The sequence below is a fragment of the Streptomyces sp. NPDC031100 genome (genome assembly GCF_055570785.1).
On the sequence record NZ_JBVIGN010000012.1, the window covers coordinates 53,437 to 70,045 of the forward strand.

The window sequence follows — 16,609 nt, forward strand, 5'->3', positions numbered from 1 at the left end:
CCTGCGGCGTGTGCGGTGCGGCCGTCCCGTACCGGACAGGGCCCCCTCAGGGGGGAGGCGCGGTGCGTGATCGGCAGGCATCCCGTGATGCCCGCCGGGCCCGGGAGTTCGAGGCGTTCGTCGCGGGCGCGGCGGGGCGGCTGCTGCACACCGCCACCCTGCTCACCGCGGAGGCGCCGGACGCCAACCCGCGCGCGCGGCGCCTGCTGACGCTCGCGCTCGCCCACACCTACGCCTGCTGGGACCGGCTGCACGGCGAGGACCCCTACGAGTGCGCCCGCCAGGACCTCGCCACGCGTTTCGCGCACGGGATGTGGCACCAGTACGGCGCCTTCGGCCGCGCCCGGCCGCATCCGCGCAGCCCGCTCGCCGCCCTGAGTCCGCAGGAGCGGCTGGTCCTGGTGCTGCGGATGTACGAGGGAATCGCCGAGGAACAGGTGGCGGCCCTGCTCGGCCTGCCCGTCGAACGGGTGCTGTCACTCTGCGACCGCGCCACGACCACCGTGCTGCATCCGGCGCCCACGGCCGTCCCGCGCGCGGTGCGTGCGAAGGTGACGCCGTCATGGGCCTCCCCTCCGGCGGGGAGGCACCGGTGAACCGCCCCCAGCGGGAGGCCGCGGTGCGCCGGATCCTGGAGCAGGCGCCGGCCCCCGTGCCGCCGGACGTGTACGGCGAGGCCGTCCGCCGCGGCAATCGCCTGCTGCGGCGCCGCCAAGTCGTCCACCGCCTGCTGTGGCTGCTGTTGTTCGCCGCGGCAGTGGCGTTCACCGTCTGGGCGGTGTTGGCCCGCCCCTGGGTGGAGCCGCCGTCGCAGACGACTCCACCGGTCACCGGCTGGTGACCCGGACGGGCCCTAGCCCAGGGCCTGCTGCAGGTCCTCCAGCAGGTCGTCGACGTTCTCGATGCCGACGGACAGGCGCACCAGGTCGGCGGGGACCTCCAGGGCGGAGCCCGCCGCGGAGGCGTGCGTCATGCGGCCCGGGTGCTCGATGAGCGACTCGACACCGCCGAGGGACTCGCCGAGGGTGAACACCTTGGCGCGGTTGCACACCTCGACGGCGGCCTCCTCGCCGCCCTCGACCTGGAAGGACACCATGCCGCCGAACGCCTTCATCTGCTTGGCGGCGGTCTCGTGACCGGGGTGCTCGGGCAGCCCCGGGTACAGGACGCGGGTCACGCGCGGGTGCCGGGTGAGCATGTCGGCGATCCGGGTGGCGTTCTCGCTGTGCCGGTCCATGCGCACCGCGAGGGTCTTGGTGCCGCGCAGCACCAGCCAGGAGTCGAAGGGGCCGGCGACGGCGCCCATCGCGTTCTGGTGGTAGGCCAGCTCCTCGCCCAGCGCCTGGTCGGAGACGATCAGCGCACCGCCGACCACGTCCGAGTGGCCGCCCATGTACTTGGTCAGAGAGTGCACGACGACGTCCGCCCCGAGCGACAGCGGCTGCTGGAGGTAGGGGGTGGCGAAGGTGTTGTCGACGACGAGCTTCGCGCCCGCGTCGTGGGCGATCTGGGCGACGGCGGCGATGTCGGTGATGCCGAGCAGCGGGTTGGAGGGGGTCTCCACCCAGACGGCCTTGGTCTTCGGGGTGATCGCGGCGCGCACGGAGGCCGGGTCGCTGGTGTCGGCGACGGACCACTCCACGCCCCACCGCGTGACGACCTTGGCGAACAGGCGGAACGTGCCGCCGTAGGCGTCGTTCGGGATCACCACGTGGTCGCCGGGGCTGAGCAGCGTGCGCAGCAGCGTGTCCTCGGCCGCCAGGCCGGACGCGAACGCGAGGCCGCGGCGGCCGCCCTCCAGCGCTGCGAGGTTCTCCTCCAGGGCGGTCCTGGTCGGGTTGGCGCTACGGCTGTACTCGTAGCCGCCGCGCAGTCCGCCGACGCCGTCCTGCTTGTAGGTCGAGACCTGGTAGATCGGCGGGACGACCGCGCCGGTGAGGGGATCCGCGGTGTTGCCCGCGTGGATCGCGAGGGTCTCGAAATGCTGACTGATATGCCTGTCGCTCATGTCCACCGAGCGTAGTGCGCTTCACCGGATGGTGTTGTCCGGCGGGCTGGTCCTCGAGCCGGGGAGGAGTTTTCCACAGGCCCGGCGGGCGGGGTTGGCCATGTGTCGGCGGCGTCTGGTTCGCTGGAGTCATGTCGATTCTCTGGCTGCTCATGGCGTTGGTCCTGCTGAGCTTCGTGCTGCTCCCGCTCATCCGGCGCAGGCGCGGGGCGATCGGGCTGGTCCCCCCGGGCCACCCGGACGCCGCCGACCCGGCGAACTACGGCTTCGTGCGCGAGGAGGAGCTGGACGTGCGGATGCCCGGCCCCGACCAGGACCTGCTGGACGTCCTGGAGCTGGTGCAGCGCACGCAGGACTACCGCGCAGCGGCCCAGCTGCTGGCCGGCACCGAGGCCGAGGGCGAGCAGCGCTGGCAGCGGGTGCAGGCCTTCGCCGGTGCGGCGGCCCTTGAGCTGCAGCAGCGGCCGGGCGGAATACACGAGACCCCGGGCGGTCAGTGGCTCAGGGTGTGGCGGGCCGAGCAGCCCAAGGACGCGGGCGGCGCGGCGGTGCACGCCGAGTTCCTGGTGCAGCAGGCGTGGCGGACGTCGACGCCGGGCACGGACGACTTCCGGATCATCATGGAGGAGGCCAAGCAGGCTTGCGAGCAGGCGGCGCTGCTGGCCCCCGGCGACCCGGTGCCGTACCTCGTGGAGCTGTCCGTCGCCCGCGGCCTCGCCTATCCGCAGCCCGAGTTCGAGAAGCTCTGGCTGAGCGTCCTGGACCGCGCGCCCCACCACATGGGCGCGCACCTGGCAGCGCTGCACTACTGGTGCGAGAAGTGGCACGGCTCGCGCGAGCAGGCGTACGCGTTCGCCCAGGCCGCCGCGGCCCGCGCCCCCGAGGGCTCGCTGCTCGCCGCGCTGCCGCTGTTCGCGGTCTTCGAGCACCTCCCCGAGGTGAACCTGGTGGCGAGCTTCTACGAGAGCGAGGTCGTCACCAAGGCGATGCACGGCGCGCTGCACGCCGTGCACACCGCCCGCCCCGACGACCCGATGCTCGCGCACGTCCGCCATCTGCTGGTCTTCTTCCTGGTCCGCGCCGAGCGCTGGGCGGAGGCCATGGACCAGCTGATCCACGTCGACGGCCATGTGGGCGCCCTGCCCTGGACCCTGTCCACCGACCCGGCCGCCGAGTTCGCCCTCTACCGCGCGCTGGCCGTGGGGGGCTACGAGGCAAACGGCGGCAGCCCGGCGAGCCTGCCGGGCTGACCGGGAGCACGGGTGGACGCGCTGCCGGCGAACCACCTGCGGTCCCGGGCAGTGGCCACCGCGTTCGTTGCACACGCTGAGCGTCGCCGTGCCGCTCCTGCCGAACCGCCGGACCGAGAGGAACGGGAGAGTCGCGGACGGATACCAGGGGGAGGAGCATCGAAGTCACAGAGGCAAGGTGGTGGCTATGGGGACGCCGTCGATGGATTTCAGCGAGAGTCCGGAAGATCCGTTCGCCCTCGGGCGTGGCGCCTCGGCTGTGCTCGACGATCACGGCATCGTGGTCGGCTGGAGCGCACGTGCGCAGGAACTGCTGGGCTATCCGACCAAGGAAGTGATCGGACGGGCGTGGCAGGACCTCCTGGTCGATGCCCGTGACCTGCCTGTCGCACGGTCCGTCGTCGTCAACGCCGTGAGGGCGGGGGGCTGGTTCGGGGTCCTGCCTGTCCGACACCGCGACGGACGGCGGGTGGAAATGGGTTTCCGGGCCCGTGCGATCACTCGGGACGGGGACAGTCAGGAGTGGGTCCTGGTCGGCGCCCCCGCCGCGGAGGTCATTGCCTGGCAGCGGGACCGTGCGCTGCTGGACGGCCTGTACCACCGGTCCCCGATCGGCCTGGCCATCCACAGCCCGGACATGACCGTGATACGGGTCAACCGTGCGATCGAAAAGGCAACCGGCGTCCCGGCCGAGGCGCCGGTGGGCCACCGCGCCCGCGAATTCCTGGTCGACGAGGACGGGGGTCCGGCCGAGGAGCGGGTACGGCACGTCCTGGAGACCGGCGAGCCGTTGATCTTCACGGAGCAGTCCGCCCGGGCGCGCCACGATCCGGGCCGGGAACGGTTTGTGTCCGTCTCCGCGTTCCGGATGGAAGATCCCGCGGGCCGGGTTCTCGGCGTGGCCGAGACGATCGAGGACGTGACCGACCGCCACCGGGCCCAGCGCAGGCTCGCCCTGCTGAACGAGGCAAGCGCCCGGATCGGCACCTCACTGGACGTGACACAGACCGCTCGGGAACTGGCCGAGGTGGCCGTCCACGGCCTGGCCGACCACTGCTCGGTGGACCTCCTCCAGCCGGTGACACTGGGTGACGAACCATCCTCCGATACGGCAGGTCCGCTGCTCCGAGCAGCCCTCTCACCCCCGGAGCACCGGGTCCCGTTCCAGGAGGGCGATGTGGTCCCGCTGCTTCCGGAATCTCCGCAGGCGCGGTGCCTGGCCGAGCGTCGCCCGATTCTCGAAGGGCTGCTGTCCCTGCGCCCCGAGTGGTACGCCATCGACCGGCGGCGGATCGAGATCGCCCTGGGGCTCGGCGTTCATTCGCTGATCGCGGTGCCCCTCGTTGCACGCGGCCTGGTACTGGGCGTCGTAAGCCTGTGGCGATCGCGCCATTCGGAGCCTTTCGAGGACGACGATGCCGCGGTGGCCCAGGAGATTTCCTCGCGTGCGGCCGTCTGCATCGACAATGCGCGCCGCTTCGCCCAGCAGCAGAGCGCCGCCCTGACCCTGCAGCGCAGTCTGCTGCCGAGCGTGGCGTCCGACCTGCCGGCCGTCGCGGTGGCGTGCCGATATCTCCCGGCGAGCGGTGAACCGGGCATCGGCGGTGACTGGTTCGACGTGATCCCGTTGTCAGGTGCCCGGGTCGCCCTCGTCGTGGGGGACGTGGTCGGCCACGGGATCCACGCGGCGGCCTCGATGGGCCGTCTGCGCGCCGCCGTGCGCACCCTGGCCAGCCTCGACCTGGAACCGGACGAGGTGGTGGCGCGGCTGGACGATCTGGTCAGTCTGCTGGCCGCCGAGCTGGAGGCGAACGCCGATGGCAACCGGTCGGCGATCGAGCAGGTGCTCGGGGCCACCTGCGTCTACGCGGTCTACGATCCGGTCTCCCGGCACTGCTCACTGGCACGCGCCGGCCACCCGGCACCGATGGTGTCCACGCCGGAAGGCCAGGTGACCGTGCTCGACCTGCCCTCAGGCCCACCGCTCGGACTGGGCGGACTGCCGTTCGAGACGTACGACCTCGACCTCCCCGAGGGCAGCCTGCTCACGCTCTACACCAACGGCCTCCTGGAGGCGCGCGACGGCGACATCGACGCGGCGCTGGAGAACCTGCACGCATGTCTCGCCCACCCCGCCGATCCGCTGGACCGCACCTGCGACGCCGTGTTCGAAGCACTGCTGCCCAAGGGTCACCGCCCCACCGACGACATCGCGCTGCTCATCGCCCGTACCCGGGTGCTGCCGCCACGGAATGTCGCCACATGGCAGCTGCCTCTGGAAGCGACCGCCGCCGCCCGCGCCAGGGAGCTGACCACGGCGAAACTGACCGAATGGGGGCTGGCGGAACTGGCCTTCACCACCGAGCTGGTCGCCAGCGAGCTCGTCACCAACGCCTACCGGTACGCGGCAGGCCCCGTCACCCTGCGCCTCGTCCGTACGCACTGCCTGATCTGTGAGGTCTCCGACACCAGCCACACTTCCCCTCACCTGCGGCGGGCCCTCAGCACGGACGAGGGCGGACGCGGGCTCTTCCTGGTCGCGCAGCTCACGGAGCGGTGGGGCACCCGCTACACCCACGACGGCAAGACCGTCTGGACCGAACAGCCTCTGCCGCCCTCGGCCTCTTCCTCGGACTGATCACCGGGCCCGCCCGGACAGGCCGTGCACGTGCGGTGTCGTCGGCTCCGTTGGACGATGGACTGACGAACGCCGCCGGGCTGCGGGACTCTCTCGACGAGGTACGGGATGCGTGACATCACCTTCCGCGGGGGCAGCGAGTTTCCGGAGCCCGGAGGCGAGGCGGACGTTCTGGTGGACGCCCGCGGGCGGGTGACGGCCTGGGGGCCGGGGGCCCGCAGGATGCTCGGGTACCGGGCGGAGGAGGTGCTCGGCCGTCGCGCGGACGAGCTGCTCTACGACCCTGCCGAGGCTGCGGACCTCGTACGGCGCTGGAGGGATGGCGTGCGGCGCGGGCCCCTGGTGCTGCGGCGGCGCAGCGGTGAGCCGCTTCAGGCCGAGGTGTGGGCCCGACCGCTCGCCTCCGCGAGCGGTGAAGGGCCGTGGCTCGTGCAGGCGGCCGGCCCGGAGGCGCTGCGGACGTACGAGTTCGGGCGTGCCCTGCTGAAGGGGCTGTTCACCGACTCGCCGTTCCACATCGACGTCTTCGACACGCAGCTGCGCTTCGTCGCCCAGAACCTCACGGAACGACGCGCCGGGGTGTTCCGGCGGGGCGAGTACGCCGGGCACACCATGCGCGAGATGGCCCCGCCCGGTCTGCTGGACTTCGACGCCCTGGAGGCCCGGCAGCGCCGGGTGCTGGAGACGGGCCAGGCCCTCCTCGACACCGAGGTGGCCGGCCACCCCGTACCCGGTTCTCCGCGCGACTACGTCTGGTCGGAGTCGATCCTGCCGCTCAGAGACGCGTCGGGGACGGTGATCGCGCTGGCCCATGTGGTCTCCGACGTGACCCAGCGGGTCCGTTCGCGCGAGCGGCTGACGCTGGCGAACGAGGCGGCCAACCGGATCGGCACCACCCTGGACCTGTGGCGCACCGCCCGGGAACTGGCCGATGTCGTCGTGCCGGACTTCGCGGACCTCTGCTACGTCGACCTGCTGGACTCCGTCTTCCCCGGCCGGGAGCCGACCCGCGGCCGGCGGCCCCCTCCCCTGCTGCTCCGCCGCGCCGCACGCGCCGCGGCGGCCGGGGACACGGATCCGGACGGCGGTGACACGGTGAAGGTGGGCGAGGCCGACGTACAGGCGACGGCGCCCGGCTCGCCGTTCGTCGACGCCCTCGCCAAGGGCGAGTCCGTCCTGCTGACGGACGAGCAGGTGCTCGCCGTCGTCACCCCCGGCCGGGAGCCGACCAGCGGGCCGAAGCCCCACTCCTGGGTGCTCGTGCCCCTGCTCGCCCGCGGCGTCGCCCTGGGTGCCGCGGTCTTCGTGCGCTCCCGCAGTCCCCGCCGGTTCGAGCCGGACGACGTGCTGCTCGCGGAGGAGATCGTGACCCGCGCGGCGGTGTGCGTGGACAACGCCAGCCGCTACCACCGGGAACGGACGACGGCCCTGACCCTCCAGCGCAGCCTGCTCCCGCAGTGGCTGCCCTCGCCGTCGACCGTGCGGACGGCGTCCCGCTACCTGCCGGCGAGCGGGCACACGGGCCTGGGCGGCGACTGGTTCGACGTGATCCCGCTGTCCGGTGCGCGGGTGGCCCTCGTGGTGGGGGACGTGGTCGGACACGACCTGCAGTCCGTCGTCACCATGGGCCGCCTGCGCAGCGCCGTCCGCACGCTCGCGGATCTCGACCTGCCCCCGGGCGAGCTGCTCACGCATCTGGACGACCAGATGAACCGTTTCCTCGACGAGCGCGGCGACGAAGGCGCCCAGGCGCCGGGAGCAACCTGTCTGTACGCGGTGTACGACCCCGTGTCCCGCCGCTGCCTGCTGGCCCGCGCCGGTCATCCGCCCCCGGCCGTGGTCTCGGCGGACGGCACCGTCGACTTCGTCGAACTGCCCGGCGGCCCTTCGCTGGGCCTGGGCGGTGTCGTGTTCGAGCAGCGGGAGATCGCGCTGGGCGACGGAGACCTCTTGGTGCTGTACACCGACGGTCTGCTGGAGTCGCGGGAGCAGGACTTCGACACCGGACTGCGCCGTATGCGCGACGTCCTGTCCCGCACGTCCTCGGCGGCTTCGCCGCAGGAGGTGTGCGACACGCTGGTCCGTGAGCTGCTGCCGACGCGGCAGCAGGACGACGTGGCGGTCCTGGCGGCCCGTACGAGCGGCCTGGCCGCCGACCGCCATGTCACCTGGGAGATCGAGGCGCGGGAGGAGATGGTCGGCCGGGCGAGAGAGCTGACGGAACGGCAGATGGCGCGGTGGGGGCTGGAGGAGGAGTCGTTCACCACCGAGCTGATCGTCAGCGAGCTGGTCACGAACGCGCTGCGCTACGGCGCGGAGCCGATCACCCTGCGGCTGATCCACGATCGCCACCTGATCTGCGAGGTGTCGGACGGCAGCAGCACCTCCCCCCATGTGCGGCGGGCCAAGGACACGGACGAGGGCGGACGCGGCCTGTACCTCATCACCCGGCTGACGCAGGGCTGGGGCACCCGGTACCACGAACGCGGCAAGACCATCTGGGCCGAACAGTCGCTGTCCCGCTGACGGTCGGCCCAGCACGGCCGTCGGTCAGATGGTGGCGGTGTCGATGACGAAGCGGTAGCGGACGTCGCTGGCCTGCACCCGCTCGTAGGCCTCGTTGATCTGGTCGGCACGGATCAGCTCGATCTCCGAGCCGAGGCCGTGCTCGGCGCAGAAGTCCAGCATCTCCTGGGTCTCGGGGATACCGCCGATGCCGGAGGTGCTGATGCTGCGGCGGTTGCCGAGCAGGGACTGCAGGACGATCTGCACCGGCTCCTCGGGGAGGCCGACGTTCACCATCGTGCCGTCCGTGCGCAGCAGGGACAGGTACGCGGCGAAGTCGAGCGGGGCCGAGACGGTGTTCAGGATGATGTCGAACGTGCCCGCCAGCTCCTCGAAGGTGTCGGGGTCGCCGGTCGCGTAGTAGTGATCGGTACCGAGCCGCAGGCCGTCGTCCTTCTTGCGCAGGGACTGCGACAGCACGGTGACCTCGGCGCCGAGCGCGTGCGCGATCTTGACGCCCATGTGGCCGAGACCGCCCAGGCCGACGACGGCGACCTTCTTGCCGGGGCCGGCGTTCCAGTGCTTCAGCGGCGAGTACGTGGTGATGCCCGCGCAGAGCAGCGGCGCGGCCACGTCCAGCGACAGCCCCTCGGGGATGCGGACGACGTAGTTCTCGTCGACGACGACCTTCTGCGAGTAGCCGCCGTAGGTGGGCTCGCCGTCCTTGCCGGTGTCGTTGTACGTCCAGGTGGGGCCGCCGCCCGTGCAGTACTGCTCCAGGCCGGCCTTGCAGTTGTCGCACTCACGGCAGGAGTCGACCATGCAGCCGACGCCCACCCGGTCACCGACGGCGAACCTCGTCACGCCGGAGCCGACCTCGGCGACGACGCCCGCGATCTCATGGCCGGGGACCATCGGGAAGATGCCGGGGCGCCAGCCGTCCTGGGCCTGGTGGATGTCGGAGTGGCAGATACCGGCGAACTTGATGTCGATCAGGACGTCGAACTCGCCGACCGCGCGCCGCTCGATGGTGGTCCGCTCCAGTGGGGCCTTCGGTGCGGGCGCGGCGTAAGCAGACACAGTGGTCATGCCGGGTTCTCCTAGCGGGGGTTCCGTGCCCGGCTGCCTTCCACCGGGTACGTCGTCCAGCCTGCGCCCGATCCCCCGCACCACCCAGTCCACCGGTTTGCGTACGACCGCTGTGCCTATCACTGGCGGGGTCAGGCTCACGGGCGTACGACCAGGTGACAGGGCCGATACTGGCCGTATGGACGAACAGCCGGAAGCAGCCGCCGCCGGTCGGCCCCTGGACCGGCGGGCCGAGCTGAGCGAGTTCCTGCGCAGCCGGCGGGCCCGGCTGAAGCCGGAGGACGTGGGGCTGCCCGACTTCGGACGGCACCGCCGGGTGCCCGGGCTGCGCCGCGAGGAGCTGGCCCAGCTGGCCGGGATGTCGGTGGCGTACTACACCCGGCTGGAACAGGGCAACGGACGCAACGTCTCGGCCGAGGTCCTGGACTCGATCGCCCGCGCCCTGCGGCTGACGGACGCCGAGCATGCCCACCTCACCCACCTGGCCAAGCCGAAGGCCCACAAGAAGAAGCCCGCGGCACGGCAGCAGCAGGTTCGGGGGGCGCTGTGCCGGCTGCTGGACACCATGGACGGCGTGCCCGCGTACATCGTCGGCCGGCGCGCGGAGATCCTCGCCTGGAACCGGATGGCGGCGGCCGTCTTCGGTGACTGGTCACAGCTCCCGCCCGGCGAACGCAACTGGGCCCGGCTCGTCTTCCTGCACCCCGAGTACCGTGAGCTGTTCATCGACTGGGAGCAGAAGGCGATCGACATCGTCTGTGCCCTGCGGATGGACGCGGGCTGCTATCCCGACGACGCGCGGCTGTCCGCCCTGGTGGGCGAACTCTCGGTCAAGAGCGAGGAGTTCCGGCGTCTGTGGGCGACCCATGACGTCAAGGAGAAGAGCCATGGCGTCAAGCGCCTGCACCATCCGCTGGTCGGGGACCTGTCCCTGCACTACGAGACGTTCCGGGTGGCGGACGACGCCGACCAGGGGCTGATCATCTACCACGCGGAGCCGCACTCCCCGTCGGCGGAGGCCCTGCGCCTCCTGGCCAGCTGGGGGACGGACGCCACCCGGGCCGTGCCGTCGGTCTGAGCCCGCCGCGGGGCAGCTGTCACCCCTGGTAGGGCGGCATGGCTCCCCACGTCCACTTCGGCACCGGCTGCTCGGCGGGATGCTGGGCGTCCGGGCCGGAGAAGTACACCGCCAGCCGGGTGCCCCACTCCACATAGGCCAGGAAGGCCGAGCGGAACTCCGCGTCCGTCGGCAGACCCGCCTCGTCGGCGGCGTCCTGGACGAGGTTCACCCACCGGCGGCGCTGGGGCTCGGTGATATTGCGGCCGAGGTGCTTGGCGACCATGTGGCTGTGGCCGCCCTGGGTCTCGGAGTAGCGGGCCGGTCCGCCGAAGACCTCGCCCAGCCACAGGGCCACGTGCTCCGCGTGCTCGGGGGGCAGGTCGGCGAAGAGCGGGGCCAGGAGGTCGTCCTTCAGGACCTTGGCGTAGAAGACCTCGGTCAGGCGGGAGAAGGCCTCCGCGCCCCCCGCCCAGTCGTACAGGGTGGGGACGGCGGCCCCGCTGCCGTGCACGCCGGTCGGCCGGTAGTGGCGCATCTCCTCGATGTTCTCGACGTACGGGCGGATCTCCGCGAAGAACGGCGGAAACAGCTCCGACCGGCGAAAACCCTCCAGATGGTCCTGTATGGACGTCCAGGTGATCCGCAGGATCCAGGACTCGGGCTCCTCCTCGCACCGGGCCAGGTCGTAGTCGACGCACTGTGGGGCCGCGGCCAGCTGGGCGGCGGCACGGGTGTAGGCGGCGAGGAACTCCGCCGACTGCTGCTCGGGGACGCGGTAACGGATGTATTCGACCGTGTGAGCCGTCATGCATGCACGAAAGCACGAACGGCCCGCCGGACGCTGCTGCTCCGGCGGGCCGTTCGCTCACGGCCTATTCAGCGGGTACGGCTCACTTGCCGTAGTACGCGTTGTAGATCGTGATCGTCGCCGTGTTGCCCTTCTTGTCGGCGATCTTGGCGCGGAACGAGATGCCCTTGCCCTTCGCCGGGTTCCTCACGGTGATCTTGCCGCCGCGGACGTCGACCTTCTTGAAGGTCTTGCCGTCGTAGGAGACGTACACCGCGAGGGACTTCAGGTTGCGGCCCGCGGCCGAGCCCTCGACGGTGACCGGGAAGGTGACCGTCCTGTCGGCGTCGACGCGGCTGTCCAGGCCGGTCGTGGCGCCGAAGCGCAGGGTGGACGCGGGGAGCTTGGCGAAGTCGTTCGCCGGCTTCTTGGACCGGAAGGTCCAGGTCGCGTCGATCCGCGAGGAGGCCTGCGCCACCGCCGCCGCGCGCTTGACCGAGGTGGTCAGCTTGTAGGCGGCGTCACCGGCCGGGACCTTGAAGACCTTGTCGCCGAACAGCGGGTCGTCGTTGGAGCCGACCTTGGTGCCGTTGCGGTACAGGGTCGTGGTCGCCGAGGCGATGTTCGAGTTCCCCGTGTCCCTGGCGCCGTCGGCGAACAGCGGCAGCGAGCCGTAGATCTTGTTGCCGTCCCGGAACAGGCCGAGGTCGGCGTTGACGAGCGGGGCGAAGACCGCGGTGTTGACGGTCTTCGTGTACGTCTTGCCCGCCGTAAGGGACTGGGCGGGCACCGAGTAGGCGGCCTCGGCGATCGGGAAGCCGTCCGCGTCGACCCCGCCGTCCTGCTCGAACTCCAGCCCCCACTTCACGCCGCCCTGGGCGGACAGGTGCAGGGTGCGGGTGCCGGGCAGCGTCTGCTGCAGGGCGATGGAGGAGGCGCCGGTGCTGCCGGGCAGCCAGCCGTTCGCGCTGACGGAGCCCTTCTTGCCGCTCGCGGAGGCGCCCATCCGGGCCTTCAGCGTGGCCAGGTCACTCGCCTTGTAGTGCTTGGTGTAGCCGGTGGCGAGCCGGGTGACCTGGCCGCCCGTGGTGATGTCGTACTCCTCGGTCGCGCCCTTGGACCAGTGGGCGTCCCACTGCTGGAACAGCGTGCCGGCGGGCAGCGACGCGCCCAGGTGGGCGGTGTGGAAGTTCTCGAACGTGGTGAGGAACCAGCCGTAGCCGTACTCGCCGTCGCCGATCGTGAGGTCCCACCCCGGCATGGCGAACTCGGACTTGACGCCCGTGGCCGGGACGGTGATGTCCACCGGCTTGGCCTTGCGCGCGTCGATCGTGATCGACTGGGCCTTGCCGACGGTCAGCTTCGGCTGGGCGATCCAGTCGATGCCCTTGGAGGCGTCCTGCGGGTCCCCGAAGATCGCGGTGTTGAGGATGTACGTGCCCTTGGGCGCGCGCGCCTTCACCGTGCCGGACTTGTCGTACGGGGTGAGTTCCGTGCCGCCTGCCAGGCCCGCCACACCGTTCAGGTCGGCGTTGTAGTACGGGGCCGGCTTGCCGTCACGGCCGATGAACTTCAGCGTGACGTCGTACGACTCCACCTCCCGCTGCACCGCGGCGGCCGTGCGGACGGTCTGCCCGCCGCCGGTCGCGGTCACGTACGCGGAGTAGGCGCCGTCGAGGGTGCCGCCCAGCTTGGTGTCGGCCGTGAGGTCGACGGAGGCCTTGCCGTGCGCCGGGACCGTCACCTTGGTCGCGCCGAGCTTGAAGAAGCCCGCCGGAGCCGCCTGCCCCTTGGGGTTGGTGGCGGTGCTGGTCAGGTTGAGCGTGACGTCCTTGTCGCCGAGGTTGCGGTACGACACCTGCTTGGTGATCGGCGCGTCGTCGGTGTGCGGCCACTGCGCCACCCCGAAGCCGACCGACACCGGGTCGGCGATCACGGACTGCTTGATCGCCTTGTTCACCGCGATCCGGCCCGAACCCTGCTGGAACGGCGTGTACGTGCCGCCCTTGGTGGAGCCGGTGAGCGCGCCCTTCAGCTCGGCGTAGCCCCAGTCGGGGTGCTCCTGCTTCAGGATCGCGGCGGCGCCCGCGACGTGCGGGGTGGCCATCGAGGTGCCGGAGATGGTCAGGTAACCCTCGGGCTTCTCGCCGACCTCCTGGTCGATGACGCTGCCCTTGGCCGCGGCGGCGGTGATGTCCACACCGGGCGCGGTGACGTCCGGCTTGATGGCGCCGTCGCCGGTGCGCGGGCCGGTCGAGGAGAAGTCGGCCAGCTTGTCCTTGTCGTCGACCGCGCCGACGGTGAGGGCGGCGTCCGCGCTGCCCGGCGAACCGATCGACTGGGGGCCCTCGTTGCCCGCGGCGATCGCGAACAGGACGCCCTTCTCGGCGGAGAGCTTGTTGACCTCGGCCTCGAGCGGGTCGACCTCGGGTGTGTCGTAGCCGCCGAGGCTCAGGTTGATGACGGAGGCGCCCTGCGCGGCCGCCCACTCCATGCCGGCGAGGATGCCGGAGTCGTCACCGGAGCCGGTGTCGTCCAGGACCTTGCCGTTGAGGATCTTGGCGTCCGGGGCGACACCCTTGTACGTGCCGCCCGACTTGGCGCCGGTGCCCGCCACGATGGAGGCGACGTGCGTGCCGTGGCCGAAGTGGTCCTTGGCGTCGGCCGCCGGGGTGAAGTTCTTGGACTCGATCACCTGGTCCTTGAGGTCCGGGTGACTGGCGTCCACACCCGTGTCCAGGACGGCGACCTTCACGCCCTTGCCGGTGTAGCCGGCGGCCCACGCGGTCGGGGCGCCGATCTGCGGCACCGACTTGTCGAGCGAGGCCTTGCGGACGCCGTCGAGCCAGACGTGCGCGATGCCCGAGGCCGTCCTGTCGCCGTTGGTGACGGCGGACCACAGCGCGGCGGTGTCCTTGGCCGGGGTCTGCACGGCGTCCGCGTTCAGCGCCTTGAGGCTGCGGCGCAGCCGGCCCGCGTCGCGGACGTCCTCCTTCGCGGCCGTGGCGGACCCGCTGTAGCCGACGATGACCTTCAGGCCGTTCTTCTGGGCCTTGCGGGTGGCGGCCTTGTTCAGCTCGGTGACGTCGAACAGCCGCTGGTCCAGCTTGCCGGAGGCGACCAGGCGGGCCGCGTCCGCGGGAACGACCAGCGTGTGCCCCTCGGCCCTGCGGACCTGGACGGGTATGTGCTCCCGCCCCTTGGCCCGCTGCAGGCCGACGACACGGCCCTTGCCGTCGAGGGCGACGCGGTCGCCGGTGATCAGGGTGACGTGGTGCTTGGCGGTGAGCGAGGCGGCTGCGTGCGTAAGACGCTGCCCGGGCTTCGCCGACGCGGGGCTGGTCATACCCGCTGCGAGGGCGACAGCTGCGGCGGTGGCCACGGTGGCCGCTGCCGCATTCTTCACTTGTCTGCGCAAGACTCCCCCTGGGAGACGGAGTACCGGGTGAATTTCCCCATTCACCCGGCCGGGGGCAGTCCCGTACATCTGCACGTCAACCCCCCGGATCACGCAGTATGCCGGGGGGCCGTCTGACGGCTCAATAGGTGAGAGGACCATGAGAAAGCGCTGTCCGGAACTGTTACGCACCGGGGGGCACACCGTTACAGAACCGCGAACTCCCGTATGTGTAAACCGCGTTGTACGGCTCAGGCGCCCGCGTTCTCCTTCACGGTGAGCCGGCCCTTGCGGATGGTGGCCAACCGCGGGGCCTTCTTCGCGATCGCGGAGTCGTGGTTGACTGCTCTCCTCCCTGAAGGGAGGGGATTCCTGGCTCAGGCCGCCTCCTGGAGCAGCGCTCCAGGAGGTCTTACGCCCTCGACACCAGCCGGGGCCAGACCGGCCCGGACGAGCATCACACGCGCGGAGTTCTTGTCCCTGGGGGACACGGCTCCGCACGCGGTGCAGGTGTAGGTGCGTTCCGACAGCGGGAGTGCGTGCTTGGTTCTTGCTCCGCACCGTCCGCAGTCCATGGTGGTGTGCGCGGGATGCACCAGGTGCACGTCCCGCCCGTGCTTGCGGCCCAGTTCCAGCAGGGCCCTCTTGGTGGCGCCGATCGCGGCGTCCGCTGCCTTGCGCGCCATCGACGTCTTGGCGAGGAACTTCGGGCGGAAGTCCTCCACCGCGACCGCGTCATGGTCCCGCACGATCCGCTTGGCCCACTTGCGGGCCGCATCCTGCCGTTGGCGGGCGACCTTCTGGTAGGTCTTCGCCCGCCACTTCTTCGCCTCCCGGTAGCCCTTCGACGCGGCCTGTCCCTTCTTCGGCTTGCGGCGAGCCATCATCCGGTCGTACCGCGACAGCTTCGCCTTCATCTTCCTGCCGTGCTCGGGGTGCGGGAGGTCGTGGGCGTCACTGGTGGTGGTCGCAATCTCCTTCACGCCCCAGTCCACACCGAGAGCCCGGCCGGTCTCCGGCAGCGGCTCGACCCGGGCGGGGACGACGAACGAGGCGTACCAGTCGCCGACGCTGTCCCGGTACACCCGCACCGAGGTGGGTTCGGCCGGCAGCTCCCGAGACCACACCACCCTAAGGACGATCCCGCCCGCCAGATGCAGCCGCCCGTCCTTGAGCCGGAAGCCGCGCCGCGTGTAGTTCAGGCTCGGATCGGCCTCGTGCTTCTTCTTGGAGCCCGGCATCCCGGCCCGCTGCCTCAACGGCAGCCGGTCCTTGATGTCCTTCAGGGCTTTGGTACGGGACTTGCCGAAGTCACGGATGAGCTGCTGCTGCGGAACGCTGGCCCCCTCCGCCGGCCACGGGGTCATCGCGCGAGCCTGGGTCAGCAGCCGGTCCAGCCGCGCCGGACCGCACTCCTCCCCATCGGTGTGAGCCTTCTTGGAACGGGCGACGCACTCGTTCCAGATCCACCGGCACCGGTCCCACTCCGCCAACAGCCCCGCCCGGGCCGTTGACGACACCCGCAGCCGGTACGTGTAGCGGGCATGCCCCGCCCCATCGGACTCCTTCACCGCCGCCACACCGTCACCCCCGCCCTCACACCCGGCCCCGCCCGCCCGGATCACCCGGCCTCCACCACCAGACCGTACGTACGACACACGAACACCCGCACCCGCGTTTCGCCAACGCCACCCCAACCAGCGAACGAGCGCACGCACGTTCGCCCTACCTGGAATCCCGGTGAAGAACATGCGCCGCAAGCTGGGGACGGCGCGTGACGACTCACTTAACGCCGGCATAGGAGATGCATGAGAAGACTGTGGCCCCGCCCAGGAAGGCCCCAGGAAGGCCCCGGAAACACCGATGCCGCCCCTG

At 71.2% G+C, this 16,609-nt stretch carries 11 protein-coding genes and 1 pseudogene; 6 read left to right on the plus strand and 6 right to left on the minus strand.

Features of this window, described 5'->3' with window-relative positions; all coding sequences use genetic code 11:
• Nucleotides 1–62 precede the first annotated feature (62 nt).
• Both ACZ5DS_RS30260 and ACZ5DS_RS30265 read left to right on the plus strand, forming a co-directional pair.
• Nucleotides 63–596, plus strand: coding sequence for a sigma factor-like helix-turn-helix DNA-binding protein (locus tag ACZ5DS_RS30260; RefSeq protein WP_468244753.1), 534 nt, complete (start codon nucleotides 63–65; stop codon nucleotides 594–596).
• A complete protein-coding gene (locus tag ACZ5DS_RS30265; RefSeq protein WP_468244755.1) occupies nucleotides 593–841 on the plus strand; it encodes a hypothetical protein in 249 nt (82 codons plus the stop codon). Before ACZ5DS_RS30260 ends, ACZ5DS_RS30265 begins: the two co-directional genes overlap by 4 nt.
• A 12-nt stretch (nucleotides 842–853) precedes the next feature.
• Here ACZ5DS_RS30265 and ACZ5DS_RS30270 read toward each other — a convergent pair whose 3' ends face one another.
• Complete coding sequence (locus ACZ5DS_RS30270) at nucleotides 854–2,008, minus strand: cystathionine gamma-synthase (protein ID WP_468244758.1); 1,155 nt, start codon at nucleotides 2,006–2,008, stop codon at nucleotides 854–856.
• 131 nt (nucleotides 2,009–2,139) lie between these two features.
• Here ACZ5DS_RS30270 and ACZ5DS_RS30275 point away from each other — a divergent pair, with 131 nt between their 5' ends.
• The 3 genes from ACZ5DS_RS30275 to ACZ5DS_RS30285 all read left to right on the plus strand — a co-directional run bounded on the left by ACZ5DS_RS30275 (nucleotide 2,140) and on the right by ACZ5DS_RS30285 (nucleotide 8,422).
• Nucleotides 2,140–3,258, plus strand: coding sequence for a hypothetical protein (locus ACZ5DS_RS30275; protein ID WP_468244760.1), 1,119 nt, complete (start codon nucleotides 2,140–2,142; stop codon nucleotides 3,256–3,258).
• 187 nt (nucleotides 3,259–3,445) lie between these two features.
• On the plus strand, nucleotides 3,446–5,896 hold the full coding sequence (locus tag ACZ5DS_RS30280) for a SpoIIE family protein phosphatase (RefSeq protein WP_468244763.1): 2,451 nt from the start codon (nucleotides 3,446–3,448) through the stop codon (nucleotides 5,894–5,896).
• Nucleotides 5,897–6,004: 108 nt separating this feature from the next.
• Nucleotides 6,005–8,422 (plus strand): SpoIIE family protein phosphatase, encoded by a 2,418-nt coding sequence (locus ACZ5DS_RS30285; RefSeq protein WP_468244765.1) that lies wholly within the window; start codon nucleotides 6,005–6,007, stop codon nucleotides 8,420–8,422.
• Between the two features lie 24 nt (nucleotides 8,423–8,446).
• Here ACZ5DS_RS30285 and ACZ5DS_RS30290 read toward each other — a convergent pair whose 3' ends face one another.
• On the minus strand, nucleotides 8,447–9,490 hold the full coding sequence (locus tag ACZ5DS_RS30290) for an NAD(P)-dependent alcohol dehydrogenase (RefSeq protein ID WP_468244767.1): 1,044 nt from the start codon (nucleotides 9,488–9,490) through the stop codon (nucleotides 8,447–8,449).
• 178 nt (nucleotides 9,491–9,668) lie between these two features.
• Between ACZ5DS_RS30290 and ACZ5DS_RS30295 the strand changes: the two genes are divergently transcribed.
• A complete protein-coding gene (locus ACZ5DS_RS30295; protein WP_468244770.1) occupies nucleotides 9,669–10,568 on the plus strand; it encodes a helix-turn-helix domain-containing protein in 900 nt (299 codons plus the stop codon).
• Between the two features lie 19 nt (nucleotides 10,569–10,587).
• Here the strand turns inward: ACZ5DS_RS30295 and ACZ5DS_RS30300 are convergent, their stop codons facing one another.
• From ACZ5DS_RS30300 to ACZ5DS_RS30315, 4 genes and pseudogenes are all read right to left on the minus strand, one after another.
• Nucleotides 10,588–11,358 carry a globin domain-containing protein gene (locus tag ACZ5DS_RS30300; protein WP_468244773.1) on the minus strand — a complete coding sequence of 257 codons (771 nt, stop codon included), beginning with the start codon at nucleotides 11,356–11,358 and terminating at the stop codon, nucleotides 10,588–10,590.
• A gap of 82 nt (nucleotides 11,359–11,440) precedes the next feature.
• A complete protein-coding gene (locus ACZ5DS_RS30305; protein WP_468244775.1) occupies nucleotides 11,441–14,743 on the minus strand; it encodes a S8 family peptidase in 3,303 nt (1,100 codons plus the stop codon).
• A gap of 242 nt (nucleotides 14,744–14,985) precedes the next feature.
• Nucleotides 14,986–15,078 (minus strand): annotated as a pseudogene (locus ACZ5DS_RS30310) (ABC transporter ATP-binding protein); the annotation flags it as partial.
• Nucleotides 15,079–15,111: 33 nt separating this feature from the next.
• Nucleotides 15,112–16,314: an RNA-guided endonuclease InsQ/TnpB family protein gene (locus tag ACZ5DS_RS30315; protein WP_468244778.1), complete on the minus strand. Its 1,203-nt coding sequence runs from the start codon at nucleotides 16,312–16,314 to the stop codon at nucleotides 15,112–15,114.
• Nucleotides 16,315–16,609: the final 295 nt, after the last annotated feature.